Origin of the sequence: Streptomyces sp. NPDC014991 (assembly GCF_043080665.1) — a bacterium.
Taxonomy (GTDB): Bacteria; Actinomycetota; Actinomycetes; order Streptomycetales; family Streptomycetaceae; genus Streptomyces.
On sequence record NZ_JBIBVY010000001.1, the window covers coordinates 625,992 to 642,304 of the forward strand.

Here is a 16,313-nt window from a genome sequence, read left to right on the forward strand (position 1 = left end):
AGTCGTTCGCCCGCGGGCCGGGTGGTGGTCGCCCCCGCGGTTCCCCGCGCCCCCTCAGGCCGGCATGGGCGGAGGCGTCTTGGCGGGTTCCGACTCCAAAGCCTCCAGTGCCAGCCTCACCGCCTCGTCGAGTTGGGCGTCCCTGCCCTCCGCCCAGTCCTGCGGACGCTGGACCACCTCCACGTCCGGGTCCACGCCGTGGTTCTCCACGTCCCACCCGGAACCCTCCAGCCAGATCGCGTACTTCGGCTGGGTGACCAGGGTGCCGTCGACCAGGTGGTAGCGGCTGTCGATGCCGATGACACCGCCCCAGGTGCGGGTGCCGACGACCGGGCCGATACCGAGGGCCTTGATCGCCGCGTTGACGATGTCGCCGTCGGAGCCGGAGAACTCGTTGGCGACGGCGACGACCGGACCGCGGGGCGCGTCCAGGGGGTAGCTGGTGGGGCGCATGCCGCGCGCGAGGTCCCAGCCGATGACCCGGCGGGCCAGTTTCTCCACGACGAGCTGGGAGGTGTGGCCGCCGCGGTTCTCGCGGACGTCGACCACGAGGCCCTCGCGGGTGACCTCGACGCGCAGGTCGCGGTGGATCTGCGCCCAGCCCGGGGCCTGCATGTCGGGCACGTGGAGGTAGCCGAGACGGCCGCCGGAGACCGCGTGGACGTGGGCCCGGCGGTCGGCGACCCAGGCGTGGTAGCGCAGGGGTTCCTCGTCGGCGACGGGGACCACGACCGGGTGCCGGGGTTCGCCGCCGGCGGCCGGGGAGACGGTCAGCTCGACGGGGTGGCCGGCCGTGCCCGCCAGGAGGGGGCCGGGACCCCGCACCGGGTCGACGGGGTGCCCGGCCACGGCGATGATCGCGTCCCCGGGGCGGACGGCGACACCCGGTGCGGCGAGCGGAGAACGGGCGTCCGGGTCGGAGGTCTCCGCGGGCAGGATGCGGTCGATGCGCCAACTGCCGTCCTCGTGGCGGGAGATGTCGGCGCCGAGCAGACCGTGCCGGGCGCCGGCGCCGGAGCCGCCGCCCGGGGTGACGTAGGCGTGCGACGTGCCGAGTTCGCCCTGCACCTCCCACAGCAGGTCGACCAGGTCGCTGTGGGTGGCGAGGCGGGCGAGCAGCGGGCGGTAGCGGTCCAGTACGCCGTCCCAGTCGACGCCGCCGAGGTCGGGGCGCCAGAAGTGGTCGCGCATGAGGCGGCCGGTCTCTTCGTACATCTGCCGCCACTCGGCGGCCGGGTCGACGGTCTGCCGGACGCGGGCGAGGTCGACGGTGACGCTGGTGTCGCCGTCGTCGTCGGCGCCGGTGCGGCGATCGCCGGGGACGACCCGCAGGCGGCCGTCGCTCCACAGCAGCACACGCCGGCCGTCGCCGCTGACCTCGAAGTGGTCGGCGGCGGAGGCGAGGTGCTCCAGGCGGCGCTGGACGAGGTCGTAGCGCTCCAGCTCGGTGTGCGGATCGGGGTCCTCGGGGTGGGCGCGGGCGGCACCGAGGACGCCCTGCACCGGGTGGCGCAGCCAGAGGACGCCGTCCTTGGCGGCGCGCAGCGTGGAGTAGCGGCCGGCCTCGACCGGGAAGGGCACGATCCGGTCGGCGAGCCCCTCGAGGTCGATGCGGGTGGCCGGGGTGCCCTCGCTGTCCGGGGTCTCGTCCTTGTCCGGCGTCTCGAAGGAACGGCCGTGGCGCTGCGGGCCGAACGGCGAGGGGGTGGTGGCGGCCAGGGTGATCAGGTGCGGGCGGGCACCGACCACGAACGCGAGGTCGAAGACGTGTTCGTCGTAGACCGGGTCGAAGGCGCGGTTGGAGAGGAACGCGAGGTGCCGGCCGTCGAGGGTGAAGGCGGGCGCGTAGTCCTGGAAGCGCAGCGGGGTCGCCTCGGTGACCGACAGGTCGGTGGTGTGGGCGAGACGCAGCTGCGACAGCGGGCGGGGGCCGGGGTGGGCCCAGGCGAGCCAGGCGGAGTCGGGGGAGAAGGTGAGGCCGGAGACCTCGCCGTCGTCGCTGCGGTCCACCTCGCGGACCTCGCCGGTCTCCCGTTCGACGAGCAGCAGCCGCCCGTCGTGCGCGGCGACGGCGGCCCGGCTGCCGTCGGGCGCCATCGCCAGCTCCAGGACCCGGCCGAGCTGCCCGGCGGCGAGCCGGCGCGGCGGGGCGCCGGGCACGGTGCCGGTCGCGGGGGCGAACTCCAGGGCGTCGTCGCCCTCGGCGTCCGTCACCCACACCACCCACTCCTCGCCCGCGGCGCGGAAGGCGCGCGGCATCCGGGCGCGCACGCCGGGGGTGGCGGCGAGGGCGCGGGCGGGTCCCAAGCGGTGGGTGACCCAGTGGACGCCGCCGCGCACGCACACGGCGCTGCCGCGCGCGGTGTGGTCGGGCGACGCCTCGCCGAACCAGCGGGCGGCGTTGACCGGGCGTGGCCGCAGGTCCGTCCGGGGCCCGCCCGGCGTCACGTCCAGGCGGCGCGGCTCGCCGCCCTCCAGGTCGTCCAGGAGCCAGAGTTCACCGGCCGAGCTGTAGACGACCCGGTCGCCGTCACCGGCCAGGTGACGGGCGTAGAAACCGGCGAGCGGGGTGTGCCGGCGCAGGTCGGAGCCGTCGGCGAGGGAGGAGTAGACCGCTCCGGTGCCCTCGTGGTCGGAGAGGAAGGCGAGCCGGTCACCGGCCCACACCGGGCACTCGATGTTCCCGGCGATGTCCTCGTGCAGCCGCACGAACCGGCCGTCGCCGCCGTGGTCGATCCACAGCTTCCCCGCCGTACCGCCCCGGTAGCGCTTCCAGTAGGCGGCCTCGCGGCCCATCGGCGCGGACAGCAGCACGGTGGCCGGTCCCGGCGCCACGTCCCCGACCGGCCCGTACGGCAGGGTCTCGGCCGGTCCGCCGTCGAGCGGGACGGCGTGCGCCCAGGTGTGGCGGGAACTGTGCCGGCCCTGCGCGCCGAGCGTGAGCACCCGCCCGTCCGCCGTCCAGCCGCGCACCTCGGTACGGCGGTCGCCCCAGTACGTCAGCCGGTCGGCGGGGCCCCCGCCGACCGGGGCGACATGCACCTCGGGGGCGCCGTCGCGGGTGGACGTCCAGGCGAGGTGCCCGCCGTCCGGGGATATCCGGGGCAGCGACACCGGCCGGTTGTCGGCGCTGACCCGCCAGGCCCGGCCGCCGTCGAGCGATGCGAGCCAGACGTCGTCCTCGGCGACGAAGGTCACCAAGTCGCCGTGCAGATGGGGGAATCGGAGATAGGCGGCGGTTTCCGTCGTTCCCGTGGAGGCACCCTGAGTCACCCCGTCACTCTACGCAGCGCCCGGTGCGCCCCGCTGCCGGTTCCCCTCACTTGCCCTGCACGGACCCGCAGGCGGCCTCGGTCCGGCACCGGACGGTCCGGGTGACGGTGACGGTGACGGTCACGGTGGGTTCCGGCCGTCCCACCGTGGGCGGGCGGTAGGTCGGTCCGGGCCTGGCGGCGCAGTCACCGAGCCCGTCGACGTGGAAGACCTGTCTGCCGCCGGCCTTCGCGGTCAGGTCCCCGCGCACGCAGGCGCCGTCGACGGCCCTGGTCACCAGCCCGGTGACGACGATCTTCTGCCCGTGGCCCGTCCGGCCCTGGCAGTCGACGGAGACGACGGTGGTCTCGCCCGGACCGGGTGAGGCGCCGTGCGTGCGTCCGCCGCCGTCACTCCCGGTGCAGGTGAGCCAGGCGACGTCCACGTGCCGCCGTTCCAGCGCGGCGGTCGCGGTCCGATCGGTGGTGTACGCGACGGTCATGGAGCCGAGCCCGTCCGGCCGGCACGCCACCGCGGCACCCGTCGCCAGCACGACGAGCCCCGCCACTGCCATCGCCCGCGATCCCTGCCGCATCCGCCCGCATGCCCCCATACAGGGCAGCGTGCCATCGGCCCGGGCCGCGCGGTAGACCGCATACGGCCACTCACCCGTCCGGAGCAGCGCCCGGATCCGGCAGCCGGGCACGGCGACGTGCACCGGGCGACCAGCACCACCGGTACGGTCGAGCGGCCGTCCGGTGGCAGCATCACGGCCGCCACGCCTGCCGCGCGGAGCACACCACGATCCGGCGGCCGGGACCGAGCCGCCCGCCGCCCAGGCCGTCGCGGTCAGCCGCGCAGCAGCAGCCACTCCTGCAGTTCGACGAGGTTGCCCTCCGGGTCCTTCAGGTAGGCCACGCGCATGCGGTCGGTCAGGGGGGCCGGGCCGTGCAGCAGGGTCGCGCCACGGGCGGTCGTCCGCGCGCAGCAGGCGTCGAGATCGTCCACGCGCAGCACGACCAGGGAGCGGTGGCCGGTGGCGGTATCGCTCAGCTCGGGCAGGACCTCGGCCATCATGGCGCGGTCCTGCAGCGCGATCCCGGCGGAGCCGGCGTGCGGGCTGAACTTCTCGTACGGGCCCCGCTCCGCGCCGGACTGCGGCGTGAGGCCCAGCACGTCGGCGTAGAAGCGGTAGCAGGCGGCGAAGTCGGTGACGAGCAGCCGGATCTGGGCGAGTTCCATGGAGCCTCCCGGGTGGTCAGGACCAGCGGCCGGTGCGGCCCAGCAGGAGGGCCGCGGCCGCGGTGCCGGCTGTGGACGTGCGCAGCACGGTGGGCCCGAGGACGTACGGCCTCGCGCCGGCCTCGGCGAACAGGGCCAGCTCCTCGGGGGAGACACCGCCCTCGGGGCCGACGACCAGCACGATCTCGCCGCCGGCGGGGAGCGCGGCGGTGGCGAGGCGTTCCTCGCCGCTCTCGTGGAGGACGGCGGCGAGGTCGGCGCGGGCGAGCAGCTCGGCCACCTGCCTCGTCGTCGCCGTGTCCCCGACCTCGGGGAAGCGGACCCGGCGGGACTGCTTGCCGGCCTCCCGGGCGGTGGCCCGCCACTTGCCGAGGGCCTTCAGACCGCGCTCGCCCTTCCACTGGGTGATGCAACGGGACGCCTGCCAGGGCACGATGGCGTCGACACCGACCTCGGTCATCGTCTCCACGGCCAGTTCACCCCGGTCACCCTTGGGCAGGGCCTGTACGACGGTGATCCGCGGGCGGGCCGGGGGCTCCTCGTGCACGGACTCCAGGTCCGTGACCACCAGGCGGTCCTTGCCCTCGGTGGCCTTCACGACGCCCTCCGCCCAGCGACCCCGCCCGTCGGTGAGGACCACGTCCTCGCCCGCCCGCAGCCGCTTCACGGACACCGCGTGCCGCCCCTCGGGGCCGTCGAGCACGAACTCCGGGCCGATCCGGTCGAGTCGGTCCACGATGAAGACGGGAGCGGTCATCGCGCCTCACCTCCGTGCCGCGGCAGGTCCGACAACGCCGTTCTGGACTCCGCGAGTTCGGCCGCCAGCACCTCCACCAGCTCCCGGGCCGGCAGCGCCCGGGCCAGCCGGTGCCCCTGGCCCGCCCACAGCGCCATGCCCTGCGCGTCCCCGGCCTTGGCGGCGGCCTTGCGCAGCGGGGCCGTCATGTGGTGGACGTCCGGGTAGGCGGCGGGCGCGTACGGGCCGTGCTCGCGCAGGAAGCGGTTGACCAGGCCGCGGGCCGGGCGGCCGGAGAAGGCGCGGGTCAGCTCGGTGCGGGCGAACAGGGGGTTGGTCAGCGCCTGCTTGTGCAGGGCGTGCGCGCCGGACTCGGGGGTGGCGAGGAACGCGGTGCCCAGCTGGGCCGCGCTCGCGCCGGCCGCGAGGACGGCGGCGATCTGACTGCCGCGCATGATGCCGCCGGCGGCGACGACCGGGACGCGGACCGTCTCACGGATCTGCGTGACCAGCGACAGCAGTCCGGTGCCGGAGCCGTCGTTCTCCGGGAGGTCCCGGTGCGTGCCCTGGTGACCGCCGGCCTCCACGCCCTGGGCGATCACCGCGTCCGCACCGGCCCGTTCGACCGCGCGGGCCTCCTCCGCGGTGGTGGCGGTGACCAGCGTGAACGTGCCCGCGCGGCGGAACCGGTCGAGCACCTCGCGGCTCGGCACGCCGAAGTGGAAGGAGACCGCCGGCACGGGGTTGTCGAACAGCACGGCGAGCTTGGCGTCGTAGCCGTCGTCCCGGCCGCTGTCCGGGTCCCCCAGCTCGGTCTCGTACCAGGCGGCCTCACCGGCCAGTTGGTGGGCGTACACCTCGACGGCGCCGGACGAGGGCGCGGCGCCGGCCGGCGCGCTGACGCCGGTGGCGGCGCCGGGGTACTCCGGCTGCGGCATGAACACGTTCACGCCGAAGGGCCTGCCCGTCAGTCCCCGCAGCTGCTTGATCTCCTGGTACATCCCGTCGGCGGTCTTGTACCCGGCGGCCAGGAACCCGAGTCCGCCGGCCTCGGAGACGGCGGCGACGAGCTGCGGGACGGAGACGCCGCCCGCCATGGGGGCCTGCACGATCGGATGGCGAAAAAGATCGGTCAGCGCGGAGGACATGACCGCATGGTGTCACGTCCCCCGTACAAGACCGAATCCGGGCTTCCGCCGGCACACGCCGCCGGCACAAGGGGATCCCGGGGGTCGCCCCCCGGGAATCCCGGCCCCTCCCCGACCGACTTCGACCGCCCCCGGCCGCCCGCCTCAGCGGCCGTCGAACGCGTCCTGCAACCGCCTCAGCGGCCGTTGAACGCGTCCTTCAACCGGGAGAACAGCCCCTGCTGTCCCGGCTGGAACTGGCCCTGGGGGCGTTCCTCGCCGCGCAGCTTGGCCAGTTCGCGCAGGAGGCGTTCCTGCTCCGGGTCGAGCTTGGTCGGGGTCATGACCTCGACGTGGACGATCAGGTCACCCCGGCCGCCGCCGCGCAGGTGCGTGACGCCCCGGTCGTGCAGCGGGATCGACTGGCCGGACTGGGTGCCGGGCCGGATGTCGACCTCCTCCATGCCGTCCAGGGTCTCCAGCGGCACCTTCGTGCCGAGGGCCGCCGCCGTCATCGGGACGGTGACCGTGCAGTGCAGGTCGTCACCGCGCCGCTGGAACATCGCGTGCGGCAGCTCGTGGATCTCGACGTACAGGTCACCGGCCGGGCCGCCGCCGGGGCCGACCTCGCCCTCACCGGCGAGCTGGATCCTCGTGCCGTTGTCGACGCCGGCCGGGATCTTCACGGTGAGCGTACGGCGCGAGCGGACGCGGCCGTCGCCGGCGCACTCCGGGCACGGGGTCGGCACGACCGTGCCGAAACCCTGGCACTGGGGGCAGGGCCGGGAGGTCATGACCTGGCCCAGGAAGGACCGGGTGACCTGCGACACCTCGCCACGACCGCGGCACATGTCACACGTCTGCGCGGACGTGCCCGGGGCCGCGCCCTCGCCGTTGCAGGTGTTGCAGACGACGGCGGTGTCGACCTGGATGTCCTTGGTCGTCCCGAAGGCCGCCTCGTCCAGCTCGATCTCGATCCGGATCATCGCGTCCTGGCCGCGCCGGGTGCGCGAGCGCGGCCCGCGCTGCGACGCCGTACCGAAGAACGCGTCCATGATGTCGGAGAAGTTGCCGAAGCCGCCGGCGCCGAAGCCGCCCGCGCCCGCCCCGCCCGACTGGGAGAGCGGGTCGCCGCCGAGGTCGTAGACCTGCTTCTTCTGCGGGTCCGACAGCACCTCGTAGGCGGCGTTGATCTCCTTGAACCGCTCCTGGGTCTTCGGATCGGGGTTGACGTCCGGGTGCAGCTCGCGAGCGAGCCGACGGAACGCCTTCTTGATCTCATCCTGCGACGCGTCGCGGCGCACGCCGAGAACGGCGTAGTAGTCCGTGGCCACTTACGACTCCGCCAGGATCTGTCCGACGTACCGTGCCACTGCGCGTACCGCTCCCATCGTTCCCGGGTAGTCCATGCGGGTCGGTCCGACCACGCCGAGCTTGGCGACTGCCTCGCCGCCCGAACCGTAGCCCACCGACACGACGGAGGTGGAGTTGAGTCCTTCGTGGGCGTTCTCGTGGCCGATGCGCACGGTCACGCCGGGGTCCTTCGCCTCGCCCAGGAGCTTGAGGAGCACGACCTGCTCCTCCAGTGCCTCCAGGACGGGCCGGATCGTGAGGGGGAAGTCGTGCCCGAAGCGGGTGAGATTGGCGGTACCGCCGATCATCAACCGCTCCTCGTTCTCCTCGACGAGTGTCTCCAGAAGGGTGGAGAGCACCATGGAGACCGTACCGCGGTCCTCGTGTTCGAAGGCGTCCGGCAGGTCCTCGACCAGTTTCGGCACGTCCGCGAACCGGCGGCCCGTGACCCGGCTGTTCAGCCGCGCCCGCAGATCCGCCAGCGACGCCTCGCCGAACGGCGCCGGGCAGTCGACCATCCGCTGCTCGACCCGGCCGGTGTCCGTGATCAGCACCAGCATCACACGCGCGGGAGCCAGCGAGAGCAGCTCCACGTGCCGGACCGTGGACCGGGTCAGCGACGGGTACTGCACGACGGCGACCTGCCGGGTCAGCTGCGCCAGCAGCCGGACCGTGCGCGCCACGACGTCGTCGAGGTCGACGGCGCCCCCCAGGAAGTTCTGGATGGCCCGCCGCTCGGGCCCGGTCATCGGCTTGACGCCGGCGAGCTTGTCCACGAACAGCCGGTAGCCCTTGTCGGTGGGGATACGCCCCGCGCTGGTGTGCGGCTGGGCGATGTACCCCTCGTCCTCCAGGGCCGCCATGTCGTTGCGGACGGTCGCCGGGGAGACACCGAGGTTGTGCCGTTCGGTGAGCGCCTTGGAGCCCACCGGCTCCTCGGTGCCGACATAGTCCTGAACGATGGCGCGCAGCACCTGAAGCCTGCGTTCACTCAGCATCCGCGCGCACCTCCAGCACGTCGTCCCCTGGTCCGTTCGTCCGTTCGGGCCGGCCGCCTGGCACTCCGCCCGTGCGAGTGCCAGCCTTCCCCGGCCCAGTGTACGGCCGCCGGGTACGCACCGGGCAAGGCCGGGCCCGCCGTACCGGCTCGTAGCGCTAGCGTCGCCGGTATGACGGTGACTTGGGAAGACCTGGGCTGGGAACGGTTGGCCGCCGGGGTGGGGCGGTGCCGGCTGCCCGGCTGGGACTGCACCGCGGGCCTGGTACTGGGCGCGGGCACCGCGCTGGTGGTGGACGCGGGATCGAGCCTGGCGGAGGGGGCCCGGCTGCGGTCCCGGGCCGAGTCGCTGGCCGGCGGCCGTGTGACCCATCTCGCGCTCACGCATCCCCATTTCGACCACGTCCTCGGGGCGCCCGCGTTCGCCGGCGCCGAGACGTACGCGGCCGTGGGCGTGGACGCGGTCCTGGTCCACCAGCGCGAGGAGCTGCGCCTGGACGCGCTCCGGAACGGCCTGCCGCCCGCCGACGCCGCCGAGGCGGTGGACGCGCTGGTCCCGCCCGGCCACGCGGTCTGCGGCGAGTGGACGCTCGACCTGGGCGGCGGCCGGCAGGCGCTGCTGGCCGACGTGGGCCCCGGCCACACCGCGCACGACCTCGCCGTGCTCGTCCCCGGCGATCCGGAGGTGGTGTTCTGCGGCGACCTGGTGGAGGAGTCCGGCGAACCGCAGGCGGGGCCGGACGCGGTCCCCTCGCGCTGGCCGGCCGCGCTGGACCGGCTGCTGGCGCTCGGCGGCGAGGGCGCGCGGTACGTACCGGGGCACGGAGCGGTGGTGGACGCCGCCTTCGTGCGGCGTCAACGGGACGCGCTGGCCGCCCGTTTCGGCGTGCGCTGAGCCGCTCCGCCGGCCGGTTCCCGGCGTGTCGTGAGCGTCTCCGTACGGCTTCTCCTATCGTCATCCGAATGCGCCAGTACTCCGCCGATCTGACCCCGTCGTGGAAGAAGCCGAAGCCCGTGCCGGAGGTGGCGGCCGAGCCGGGCCTGGTGGTGGAGGAGCCCGGCAGCGGGTTCTGCGGGGCGGTGATCCGCTGCGAGGCCGGCACGGTGACCCTGGAGGACCGTTTCGGCAAGCACCGGGTGTTCCCGCTCCAGCCGCGCGGCTTCCTGCTGGAGGGCCGCGCGGTCACCCTCGTACGGCCGTCCTCGGGTCCCGTACGCCCCACGCGCACGGCGTCCGGCTCGGTCGCCGTACCGGACTCACGCGCGCGCGTGGCCCGCGCCGGCCGCATCTACGTCGAGGGCCGGCACGACGCCGAACTGGTCGAGAAGGTGTGGGGCGACGACCTGCGCGTCGAGGGCGTGGTGGTGGAGTACCTGGGGGGCGTGGACGACCTGCCGGCGATCGTCGCGGAGTTCGCGCCGGGCCCGGACGCCCGGCTGGGCGTGCTCGTGGACCACCTGGTGCCCGGCACGAAGGAGTGGCGCATCGCACAGTCGGTGACCAGCGAGCACGCGCTCGTCGTCGGTCACCCGTACATCGACGTCTGGGAGGCGGTGAAGCCGTCCGCCCTGGGTATCCCGGCCTGGCCGGCGGTACCGCGCGGCCAGGACTGGAAGACGGGAGTGTGCCGGGCGCTGGGCTGGCCGGAGAACACGGGCGCGGTCTGGCAGGGGATCCTGGCGCGGGTGCGGTCGTACAAGGACCTGGAGCCTGAGCTGCTGGGACGGGTCGAGGAGCTGATCGACTTCGTGACCGCGCCCGAGTGAGTCCGACCGCGCCCGCTTGCCGGGGTCAGTCGACCAGGTCCCGCACCACCGCGTCCGCCAGCAGCCGCCCGCGCAGGGTCAGCGCGGCGCGCCCCTCCTCGTACGGTCCCGTCCGGAGCAGTCCGTCGGCCAGGGCCCGGCGTGCCGCGGCGAGTCCCTCCTCGCGGAGCAGATCCAGCGGCACGCCCTCGCGCAGCCGCAGCTCCAGCAGGACGCGCTCGACCCGGCGGTCCTCTTCGGACAGCAGCTCCCGGCCCGCGCCGGGCGAGCGTCCCGACGCCAGCGCCGCCGCGTACGCGCCCGGGTGCTTCACGTTCCACCAGCGCACCCCGCCCACGTGGCTGTGCGCGCCCGGTCCGGCGCCCCACCAGTCGGCGCCCCGCCAGTACAGCTCGTTGTGCAGGCAGCGGGCCGCCGGGGAGGTGGCCCAGTTGGAGACCTCGTACCAGTCGAAACCCGCCGCGCTCAGCATCTCCTCGGCGATCAGATAGCGGTCGGCGTGGACGTCGTCGTCCGTCATCGGGATCTCGCCCCGGCGGACGCGGCCGGCCAGCCGGGTGCCCTCCTCGACGATGAGCGCGTACGCGCTGACATGGTCGGGGCCGGCGCCCAGGGCCGCCTCCAGGGAGGCCCGCCAGTCGTCGTCCGACTCCCCCGGGGTGCCGTAGATCAGGTCCAGGTTGACGTGCTCGAAGCCCGCCGCCCTTGCCTCCGCCACGCACGCCTCGGGCCGGCCGGGGGTGTGGGTGCGGTCGAGGATCCTCAGCACGTGCTGCCTGGCGCTCTGCATGCCGAAGGAGATCCGGTTGAAGCCGCCCTCCCGGAGGGCGTCGAGATATGCCGGACCGACCGACTCCGGGTTCGCCTCCGTCGTGACCTCCGCGTCCGGCGCGAGACCGAACTCGTCACGGACCGCAGCCAGCATCCGCACCAGGTCGTCGGCGGCCAGCAGGGTCGGCGTACCGCCGCCGACGAAGACCGTGCGGACCTCGCGCGGATCGTCGCCCAGCGCCTTCCGGGCCAGCCGGACCTCGTCGGTCAGCGTCTCGGCGTAGTTGTCCCGGGAGGCGAGCACCCCGCCCGTGCCGCGCAGCTCGGTCGCGGTGTAGGTGTTGAAGTCGCAGTAACCGCAGCGGGTCGCGCAGTACGGCACGTGGAGGTAGAAACCGAGCGGGCGGTCGCCGGCCCCGGCGAGCGCGTGCGCGGGCAGCGCACCGTCGGCGGGGACGGGCTCGCCGTCGGGGAGTGCGGAAGGCATGCCACCCATTGTCCCGCACGCGGGCGGACACTCCGGCTGGAGCGTACGGGGCGGTCGGGCCGCTCGGGGCGGACCAGGGCGGGCGCTCCACCCGGGGCGTGCGGGGGCGGTCACGCCGCCGGGGCGTGCGGGGGCGGTCAGGCCACCCGGAGCGTCCGGGGGCGCAGTCAGGCGGGCCTGAAGCGTGCGGGGGCGGTCATGCGGGCCTGAAGCGTGCGGAGGCGGTGACGCGAGCCCGGGACGGACGAGGACCAGCGCTCCCCCAGGCGTACGAGGACGGACAGGCCACCCGGAGCGTCCGGGGGCGGTGACGCGAGCCCGGAGCGGACGAGGGCGCGCACGCCGCCCGGAGCGGACGGCGGCCGGGCACGCCGCCCGGGTGCCGGTGACGGGTCGTCGTCGGGCGGGCCGCCGCCGGGGCCGTGGGCCGGGCGGCGGACCTGCCCCTCCCGCGGCGCCCTACTGCTCCCGCGTCCCCGCGTACATCTCGTCGATGAGGTGCCGGTACTCCCGCTCCACCACCGGCCGCTTCAGCTTCAGGCTCGGTGTGATCTCGCCGTGCTCCACGTCGAGGTCGCGCGGCAGCAGCCGGAACTTCTTGATGGTCTGCCAGCGCTGGAGCCCGGTGTTGAGCTGCCGGACGTACCCGTCGACCATCTCCACCGTCTGCGGCGCGGCGACGATCTCCGCGTACGGCCTGCCCTCCAGGCCGTTGTCCTTCGCCCAGTCCTGGAGCGCGAGTTCGTCCAGGGCGATGAGGGCGGTGCAGTAGTTCCGGTCGGCGCCGTGCACCAGGATGTTGGAGACGTACGGGCACACCGCCTTGAACTGGCCCTCGACCTCGGCCGGCGCGACGTACTTGCCGCCGGAGGTCTTGATGAGGTCCTTCTTGCGGTCGGTGATGCGCAGATAGCCGTCGGGCGAGAGTTCACCGATGTCGCCGGTGTGGAACCAGCCGTCGGACTCCAGCACCTCGGCGGTCTTCCCGGGCTGCTGGTGGTAGCCCTCCATGACGCCGGGGCCGCGCAGCAGGATCTCACCGTCGTCGGCGATGCGCACCTCGGTCCCGGGCAGCGGCTTGCCGACCGTGCCGGTGCGGTAGGCCTCGCCGGGGTTGACGAAGGAGGCCGCGGAGGTCTCGGTGAGGCCGTAGCCCTCCAGGATGTGGATGCCGGCACCGGCGAAGAAGAAACCGATCTCCGGGGACAGCGCGGAGGCGCCGGAGACACAGGCGCGCAGCCGGCCGCCGAAGGCCTCGCGGAGCTTGCCGTAGACGAGGGTGTCGGCGACCTTGTGCCGGGCGGCGAGACCGAAGGGCACGGAGGCGGTGCCGGTGCGCCGGAAGTTGTCCTGGCTGGCCTTGGCGTACTCGCGGGCGACCTCGGCCGCCCACTGGAAGATCCTGTACTTGGCCGCGCCGCCCTCGCGGGCCTTGGCCGCGACGCCGTTGTAGACCTTCTCGAAGATGCGCGGCACCGCCGCCATGTACGTCGGCCGCACCACCGGAAGGTTCTCGATGATCTTGTCGACGCGGCCGTCGACGGCGGTGACGTGCCCGACCTCGATCTGCCCGGACGTGAGCACCTTGCCGAAGACGTGCGCCAGGGGCAGCCACAGGTACTGCACGTCCTCGACGGTGACCAGGCCGGTCGCCGCGATCGCCCGCGCCATGTACGCCCAGTTGTCGTGCGGCAGGCGCACGCCCTTGGGGCGGCCGGTGGTGCCGGAGGTGTAGATGAGGGTGGCGAGCTGGTCCCTGGTGATCGCGCCGACCCGCTCCTTGATCAGCTGCGGGTGCTTCTCCAGGTAGGCGTTGCCGCGCTGCTCCAGCTCGGCGAGGGTGGTGACCCAGTCGTTCGTCTCGACGCCGGCCGGGTCGACGACCACCACCTTGGTGAGAGCGGGCAGCTCGGCGCGCTTCTCCACGGCCTTGGCGAGCTGGGCCGCGTCCTCGGCGATCAGTACCCGGCTCTCGGAGTCGGACAGGATGAACGCGGACTCGTCGGCGTTGGTCTGCGGGTAGACCGTGGTGGTGGCGCCGCCGGCGCACATGATTGCCAGGTCGGCGAGGATCCACTCGACGCGGGTGGAGGAGGCGAGCGCCACCCGCTGCTCGGGCTGGATGCCCAGGTCGATGAGACCTGCCGCGATCGCGTGCACCCGGTCGGCCGCCTGGGCCCAGGTCAGCGACTTCCAGTCGTCGGGGCCCTGTCCGGAGGCCGGCGGTACGGGGTAGCGGTAGGCCTCCGCGTCCGGTGTGGCCGCGACGCGCTCCAGGAAGAGGGCCGCCACGGACGGCGGACGGGTCTCGATCAGGGTCTGTGTGTCGCTCACGACATCCTCCGGGGGCCCGCGACGGTGCGGCGTACTCGGTGCGGCTGGGTTAACTCACGGTGGGGGTTCGGGCTGCTTGTTTAACTCGCGAGTAACTATCGAGCAGGGATCAGAGTAAGGGGCGACCGGCCGCTGCGTAAGGGGCATCGGCCTGTCACTTTCCCCATATCGTGACGCTCCGCACGCGCAGGGGCCCGCCGTGCTTTCGCACGGCGGGCCCCCAAGTGCCCGGTTTACGGACGTAACCCGCTGTTACCTCTGGTTACTTCTTGCCCTTGACCGACCCCGCGCTGTCATCGCTGGACAGGACGGCGATGAAGGCTTCCTGCGGAACCTCCACGGAACCCACCATCTTCATCCGCTTCTTGCCTTCCTTCTGCTTCTCCAGCAGCTTCCGCTTCCGCGAGATGTCACCGCCGTAGCACTTGGCGAGGACGTCCTTGCGGATGGCGCGGATGGTCTCGCGGGCGATCACCCGGGAACCGATGGCGGCCTGTACCGGCACCTCGAAGTTCTGCCGCGGGATCAGTTCCTTGAGCTTGGCGACGAGCCGCACGCCGTACGCGTACGCCTGGTCCTTGTGGGTGATCGCCGAGAAGGCGTCCACCTTGTCGCCGTGCAGCAGGATGTCGACCTTGACCAGCGAGCTGCTCTGCTCACCCGTGGGCTCGTAGTCCAGCGAGGCGTAACCGCGCGTCTTGGACTTCAGCTGGTCGAAGAAGTCGAAGACGATCTCCGCGAGCGGGAGGGTGTAGCGGATCTCGACGCGGTCCTCGGAGAGGTAGTCCATACCGAGCAGGGTGCCGCGCCGGGTCTGGCACAGCTCCATGATCGCGCCGATGAACTCCGTGGGCGCGAGGATCGTGGCCCGCACGACCGGCTCGAAGACCTCGTCGATCTTCCCCTCGGGGAACTCGCTGGGGTTGGTGACCGTGATCTCGCTGCCGTCCTCGAGGATCACGCGGTAGACCACGTTCGGGGCGGTGGCGATCAGGTCGAGGCCGAACTCGCGCTCCAGCCGCTCCCGGATCACGTCGAGGTGGAGCAGGCCGAGGAAGCCGACACGGAAACCGAAGCCGAGGGCGGCGGAGGTCTCCGGCTCGTAGACCAGGGCCGCGTCGTTGAGCTGGAGCTTGTCCAGCGCCTCACGCAGCTCGGGGTAGTCCGAGCCGTCGAGCGGGTACAGACCCGAGAAGACCATCGGCTTCGGGTCCTTGTAGCCGCCGAGCGCCTCGGTGGCGCCCTTGTGCTGGCTCGTGACGGTGTCGCCGACCTTGGACTGGCGGACGTCCTTCACGCCGGTGATCAGATAGCCCACCTCGCCGACGCCGAGGCCGTCCGCCGGCAGCATCTCGGGCGAGTTGGTGCCGATCTCCAGCAGCTCGTGGGTGGCGCCCGTCGACATCATCCTGATGCGCTCGCGCCGGTTGAGCTGGCCGTCGATGACACGGACGTACGTCACGACACCGCGGTAGGAGTCGTAGACCGAGTCGAAGATCATCGCGCGGGCGGGCGCGTCGGCCACCCCGACCGGCGCCGGGATCTCCTTGACGACCTTGTTCAGCAGCACGTCCACGCCGAAGCCGGTCTTCGCGGAGACCTTCAGCACGTCGTCCGGGTCGCAGCCGACCAGGTTCGCCAGCTCCTCGGCGAACTTCTCCGGCTGCGCGGCCGGCAGGTCGATCTTGTTCAGCACCGGGATGATCGTGAGGTCGTTCTCCATCGCCAGGTAGAGGTTGGCGAGGGTCTGCGCCTCGATGCCCTGGGCGGCGTCGACAAGGAGGACGGTCCCCTCGCAGGCGGCCAGCGACCGCGAGACCTCGTAGGTGAAGTCGACGTGCCCCGGGGTGTCGATCATGTTGAGGATGTGCGTCGTGCCCTGGTCGGGGCCCTCGGTCGGGGCCCAGGGCAGACGCACCGCCTGGGACTTGATCGTGATGCCGCGCTCGCGCTCGATGTCCATCCGGTCGAGGTACTGAGCACGCATCTGCCGCTGCTCGACCACACCGGTCAGCTGGAGCATCCGGTCGGCGAGCGTGGACTTGCCGTGGTCGATGTGCGCGATGATGCAGAAGTTGCGGATCTGAGCCGGGTCGGTACGGCTCGGCTCGGGCACATGGTTAGGGGTCGCGGGCACGCAGGGTCCTGTCTCTTGAGGCGCCTTATGCCTCGGGTCGGATCGATACGTAGTCTCCATGGTCCCACGGCGAGGGACCGGGGGCCGTTTTGGGCCGCCCGGAGGGCCAC

At 73.1% G+C, this 16,313-nt stretch carries 12 protein-coding genes; 2 read left to right on the forward strand and 10 right to left on the reverse strand.

Annotation, left to right across the window (positions count from 1 at the left end; genetic code table 11):
- Nucleotides 1-54 precede the first annotated feature (54 nt).
- The 7 genes from ACF1BE_RS02830 to hrcA form a co-directional block, all read right to left on the reverse strand.
- On the reverse strand, nt 55-3,201 hold the full coding sequence (locus ACF1BE_RS02830; protein ID WP_392197399.1) for a S41 family peptidase: 3,147 nt from the start codon (nt 3,199-3,201) through the stop codon (nt 55-57).
- A gap of 118 nt (nt 3,202-3,319) precedes the next feature.
- Nucleotides 3,320-3,826 (reverse strand): hypothetical protein, encoded by a 507-nt coding sequence (locus ACF1BE_RS02835; protein ID WP_392197181.1) that lies wholly within the window; start codon nt 3,824-3,826, stop codon nt 3,320-3,322.
- A 275-nt stretch (nt 3,827-4,101) separates the two neighbouring features.
- Nucleotides 4,102-4,494 (reverse strand): VOC family protein, encoded by a 393-nt coding sequence (locus ACF1BE_RS02840; RefSeq protein WP_392197182.1) that lies wholly within the window; start codon nt 4,492-4,494, stop codon nt 4,102-4,104.
- Between the two features lie 16 nt (nt 4,495-4,510).
- Nucleotides 4,511-5,251, reverse strand: a complete 741-nt coding sequence (locus tag ACF1BE_RS02845; protein WP_392197183.1) for a 16S rRNA (uracil(1498)-N(3))-methyltransferase — start codon at nt 5,249-5,251, stop codon at nt 4,511-4,513.
- Nucleotides 5,248-6,378, reverse strand: a complete 1,131-nt coding sequence (locus ACF1BE_RS02850; RefSeq protein ID WP_392197184.1) for a nitronate monooxygenase — start codon at nt 6,376-6,378, stop codon at nt 5,248-5,250. Before ACF1BE_RS02850 ends, ACF1BE_RS02845 begins: the two co-directional genes overlap by 4 nt.
- Nucleotides 6,379-6,554: 176 nt before the next feature.
- Nucleotides 6,555-7,691 carry a molecular chaperone DnaJ gene (gene dnaJ / locus ACF1BE_RS02855; RefSeq protein WP_121788862.1) on the reverse strand — a complete coding sequence of 379 codons (1,137 nt, stop codon included), beginning with the start codon at nt 7,689-7,691 and terminating at the stop codon, nt 6,555-6,557.
- A complete protein-coding gene (hrcA, locus tag ACF1BE_RS02860) occupies nt 7,692-8,708 on the reverse strand; it encodes a heat-inducible transcriptional repressor HrcA (protein ID WP_392197185.1) in 1,017 nt (338 codons plus the stop codon). It lies immediately after the preceding gene.
- A gap of 171 nt (nt 8,709-8,879) precedes the next feature.
- On the opposite strand from hrcA, the gene ACF1BE_RS02865 reads away from it, so the two are divergent.
- Both ACF1BE_RS02865 and ACF1BE_RS02870 read left to right on the forward strand, forming a co-directional pair.
- Nucleotides 8,880-9,602 (forward strand): MBL fold metallo-hydrolase, encoded by a 723-nt coding sequence (locus ACF1BE_RS02865; RefSeq protein WP_392197186.1) that lies wholly within the window; start codon nt 8,880-8,882, stop codon nt 9,600-9,602.
- Between the two features lie 68 nt (nt 9,603-9,670).
- A complete protein-coding gene (locus ACF1BE_RS02870) occupies nt 9,671-10,474 on the forward strand; it encodes a DUF3097 domain-containing protein (RefSeq protein WP_392197187.1) in 804 nt (267 codons plus the stop codon).
- A gap of 25 nt (nt 10,475-10,499) precedes the next feature.
- Here ACF1BE_RS02870 and hemW read toward each other — a convergent pair whose 3' ends face one another.
- The 3 genes from hemW to lepA all read right to left on the reverse strand — a co-directional run bounded on the left by hemW (nt 10,500) and on the right by lepA (nt 16,203).
- Nucleotides 10,500-11,732, reverse strand: coding sequence for a radical SAM family heme chaperone HemW (gene hemW, locus ACF1BE_RS02875; RefSeq protein ID WP_392197188.1), 1,233 nt, complete (start codon nt 11,730-11,732; stop codon nt 10,500-10,502).
- 459 nt (nt 11,733-12,191) lie between these two features.
- A complete protein-coding gene (locus tag ACF1BE_RS02880) occupies nt 12,192-14,066 on the reverse strand; it encodes an AMP-dependent synthetase/ligase (protein WP_392197189.1) in 1,875 nt (624 codons plus the stop codon).
- A 262-nt stretch (nt 14,067-14,328) separates the two neighbouring features.
- Nucleotides 14,329-16,203, reverse strand: a complete 1,875-nt coding sequence (gene lepA / locus ACF1BE_RS02885; protein ID WP_392197190.1) for a translation elongation factor 4 — start codon at nt 16,201-16,203, stop codon at nt 14,329-14,331.
- Between the last annotated feature and the right edge of the window lie 110 nt (nt 16,204-16,313).

Coding starts and splice junctions, on each gene's coding strand:
- ACF1BE_RS02835 (WP_392197181.1), bottom strand. CDS start 3,826: ATGGCAGTGGCGGGGCTCGTCGTGCTGGCGACGGGTGCCGCGGTGGCG.
- ACF1BE_RS02840 (WP_392197182.1), bottom strand. CDS start 4,494: ATGGAACTCGCCCAGATCCGGCTGCTCGTCACCGACTTCGCCGCCTGC.
- ACF1BE_RS02845 (WP_392197183.1), bottom strand. CDS start 5,251: ATGACCGCTCCCGTCTTCATCGTGGACCGACTCGACCGGATCGGCCCG.
- ACF1BE_RS02850 (WP_392197184.1), bottom strand. CDS start 6,378: ATGTCCTCCGCGCTGACCGATCTTTTTCGCCATCCGATCGTGCAGGCC.
- hrcA (WP_392197185.1), bottom strand. CDS start 8,708: ATGCTGAGTGAACGCAGGCTTCAGGTGCTGCGCGCCATCGTTCAGGAC.
- ACF1BE_RS02865 (WP_392197186.1), top strand. CDS start 8,880: ATGACGGTGACTTGGGAAGACCTGGGCTGGGAACGGTTGGCCGCCGGG.
- ACF1BE_RS02870 (WP_392197187.1), top strand. CDS start 9,671: ATGCGCCAGTACTCCGCCGATCTGACCCCGTCGTGGAAGAAGCCGAAG.
- hemW (WP_392197188.1), bottom strand. CDS start 11,732: ATGCCTTCCGCACTCCCCGACGGCGAGCCCGTCCCCGCCGACGGTGCG.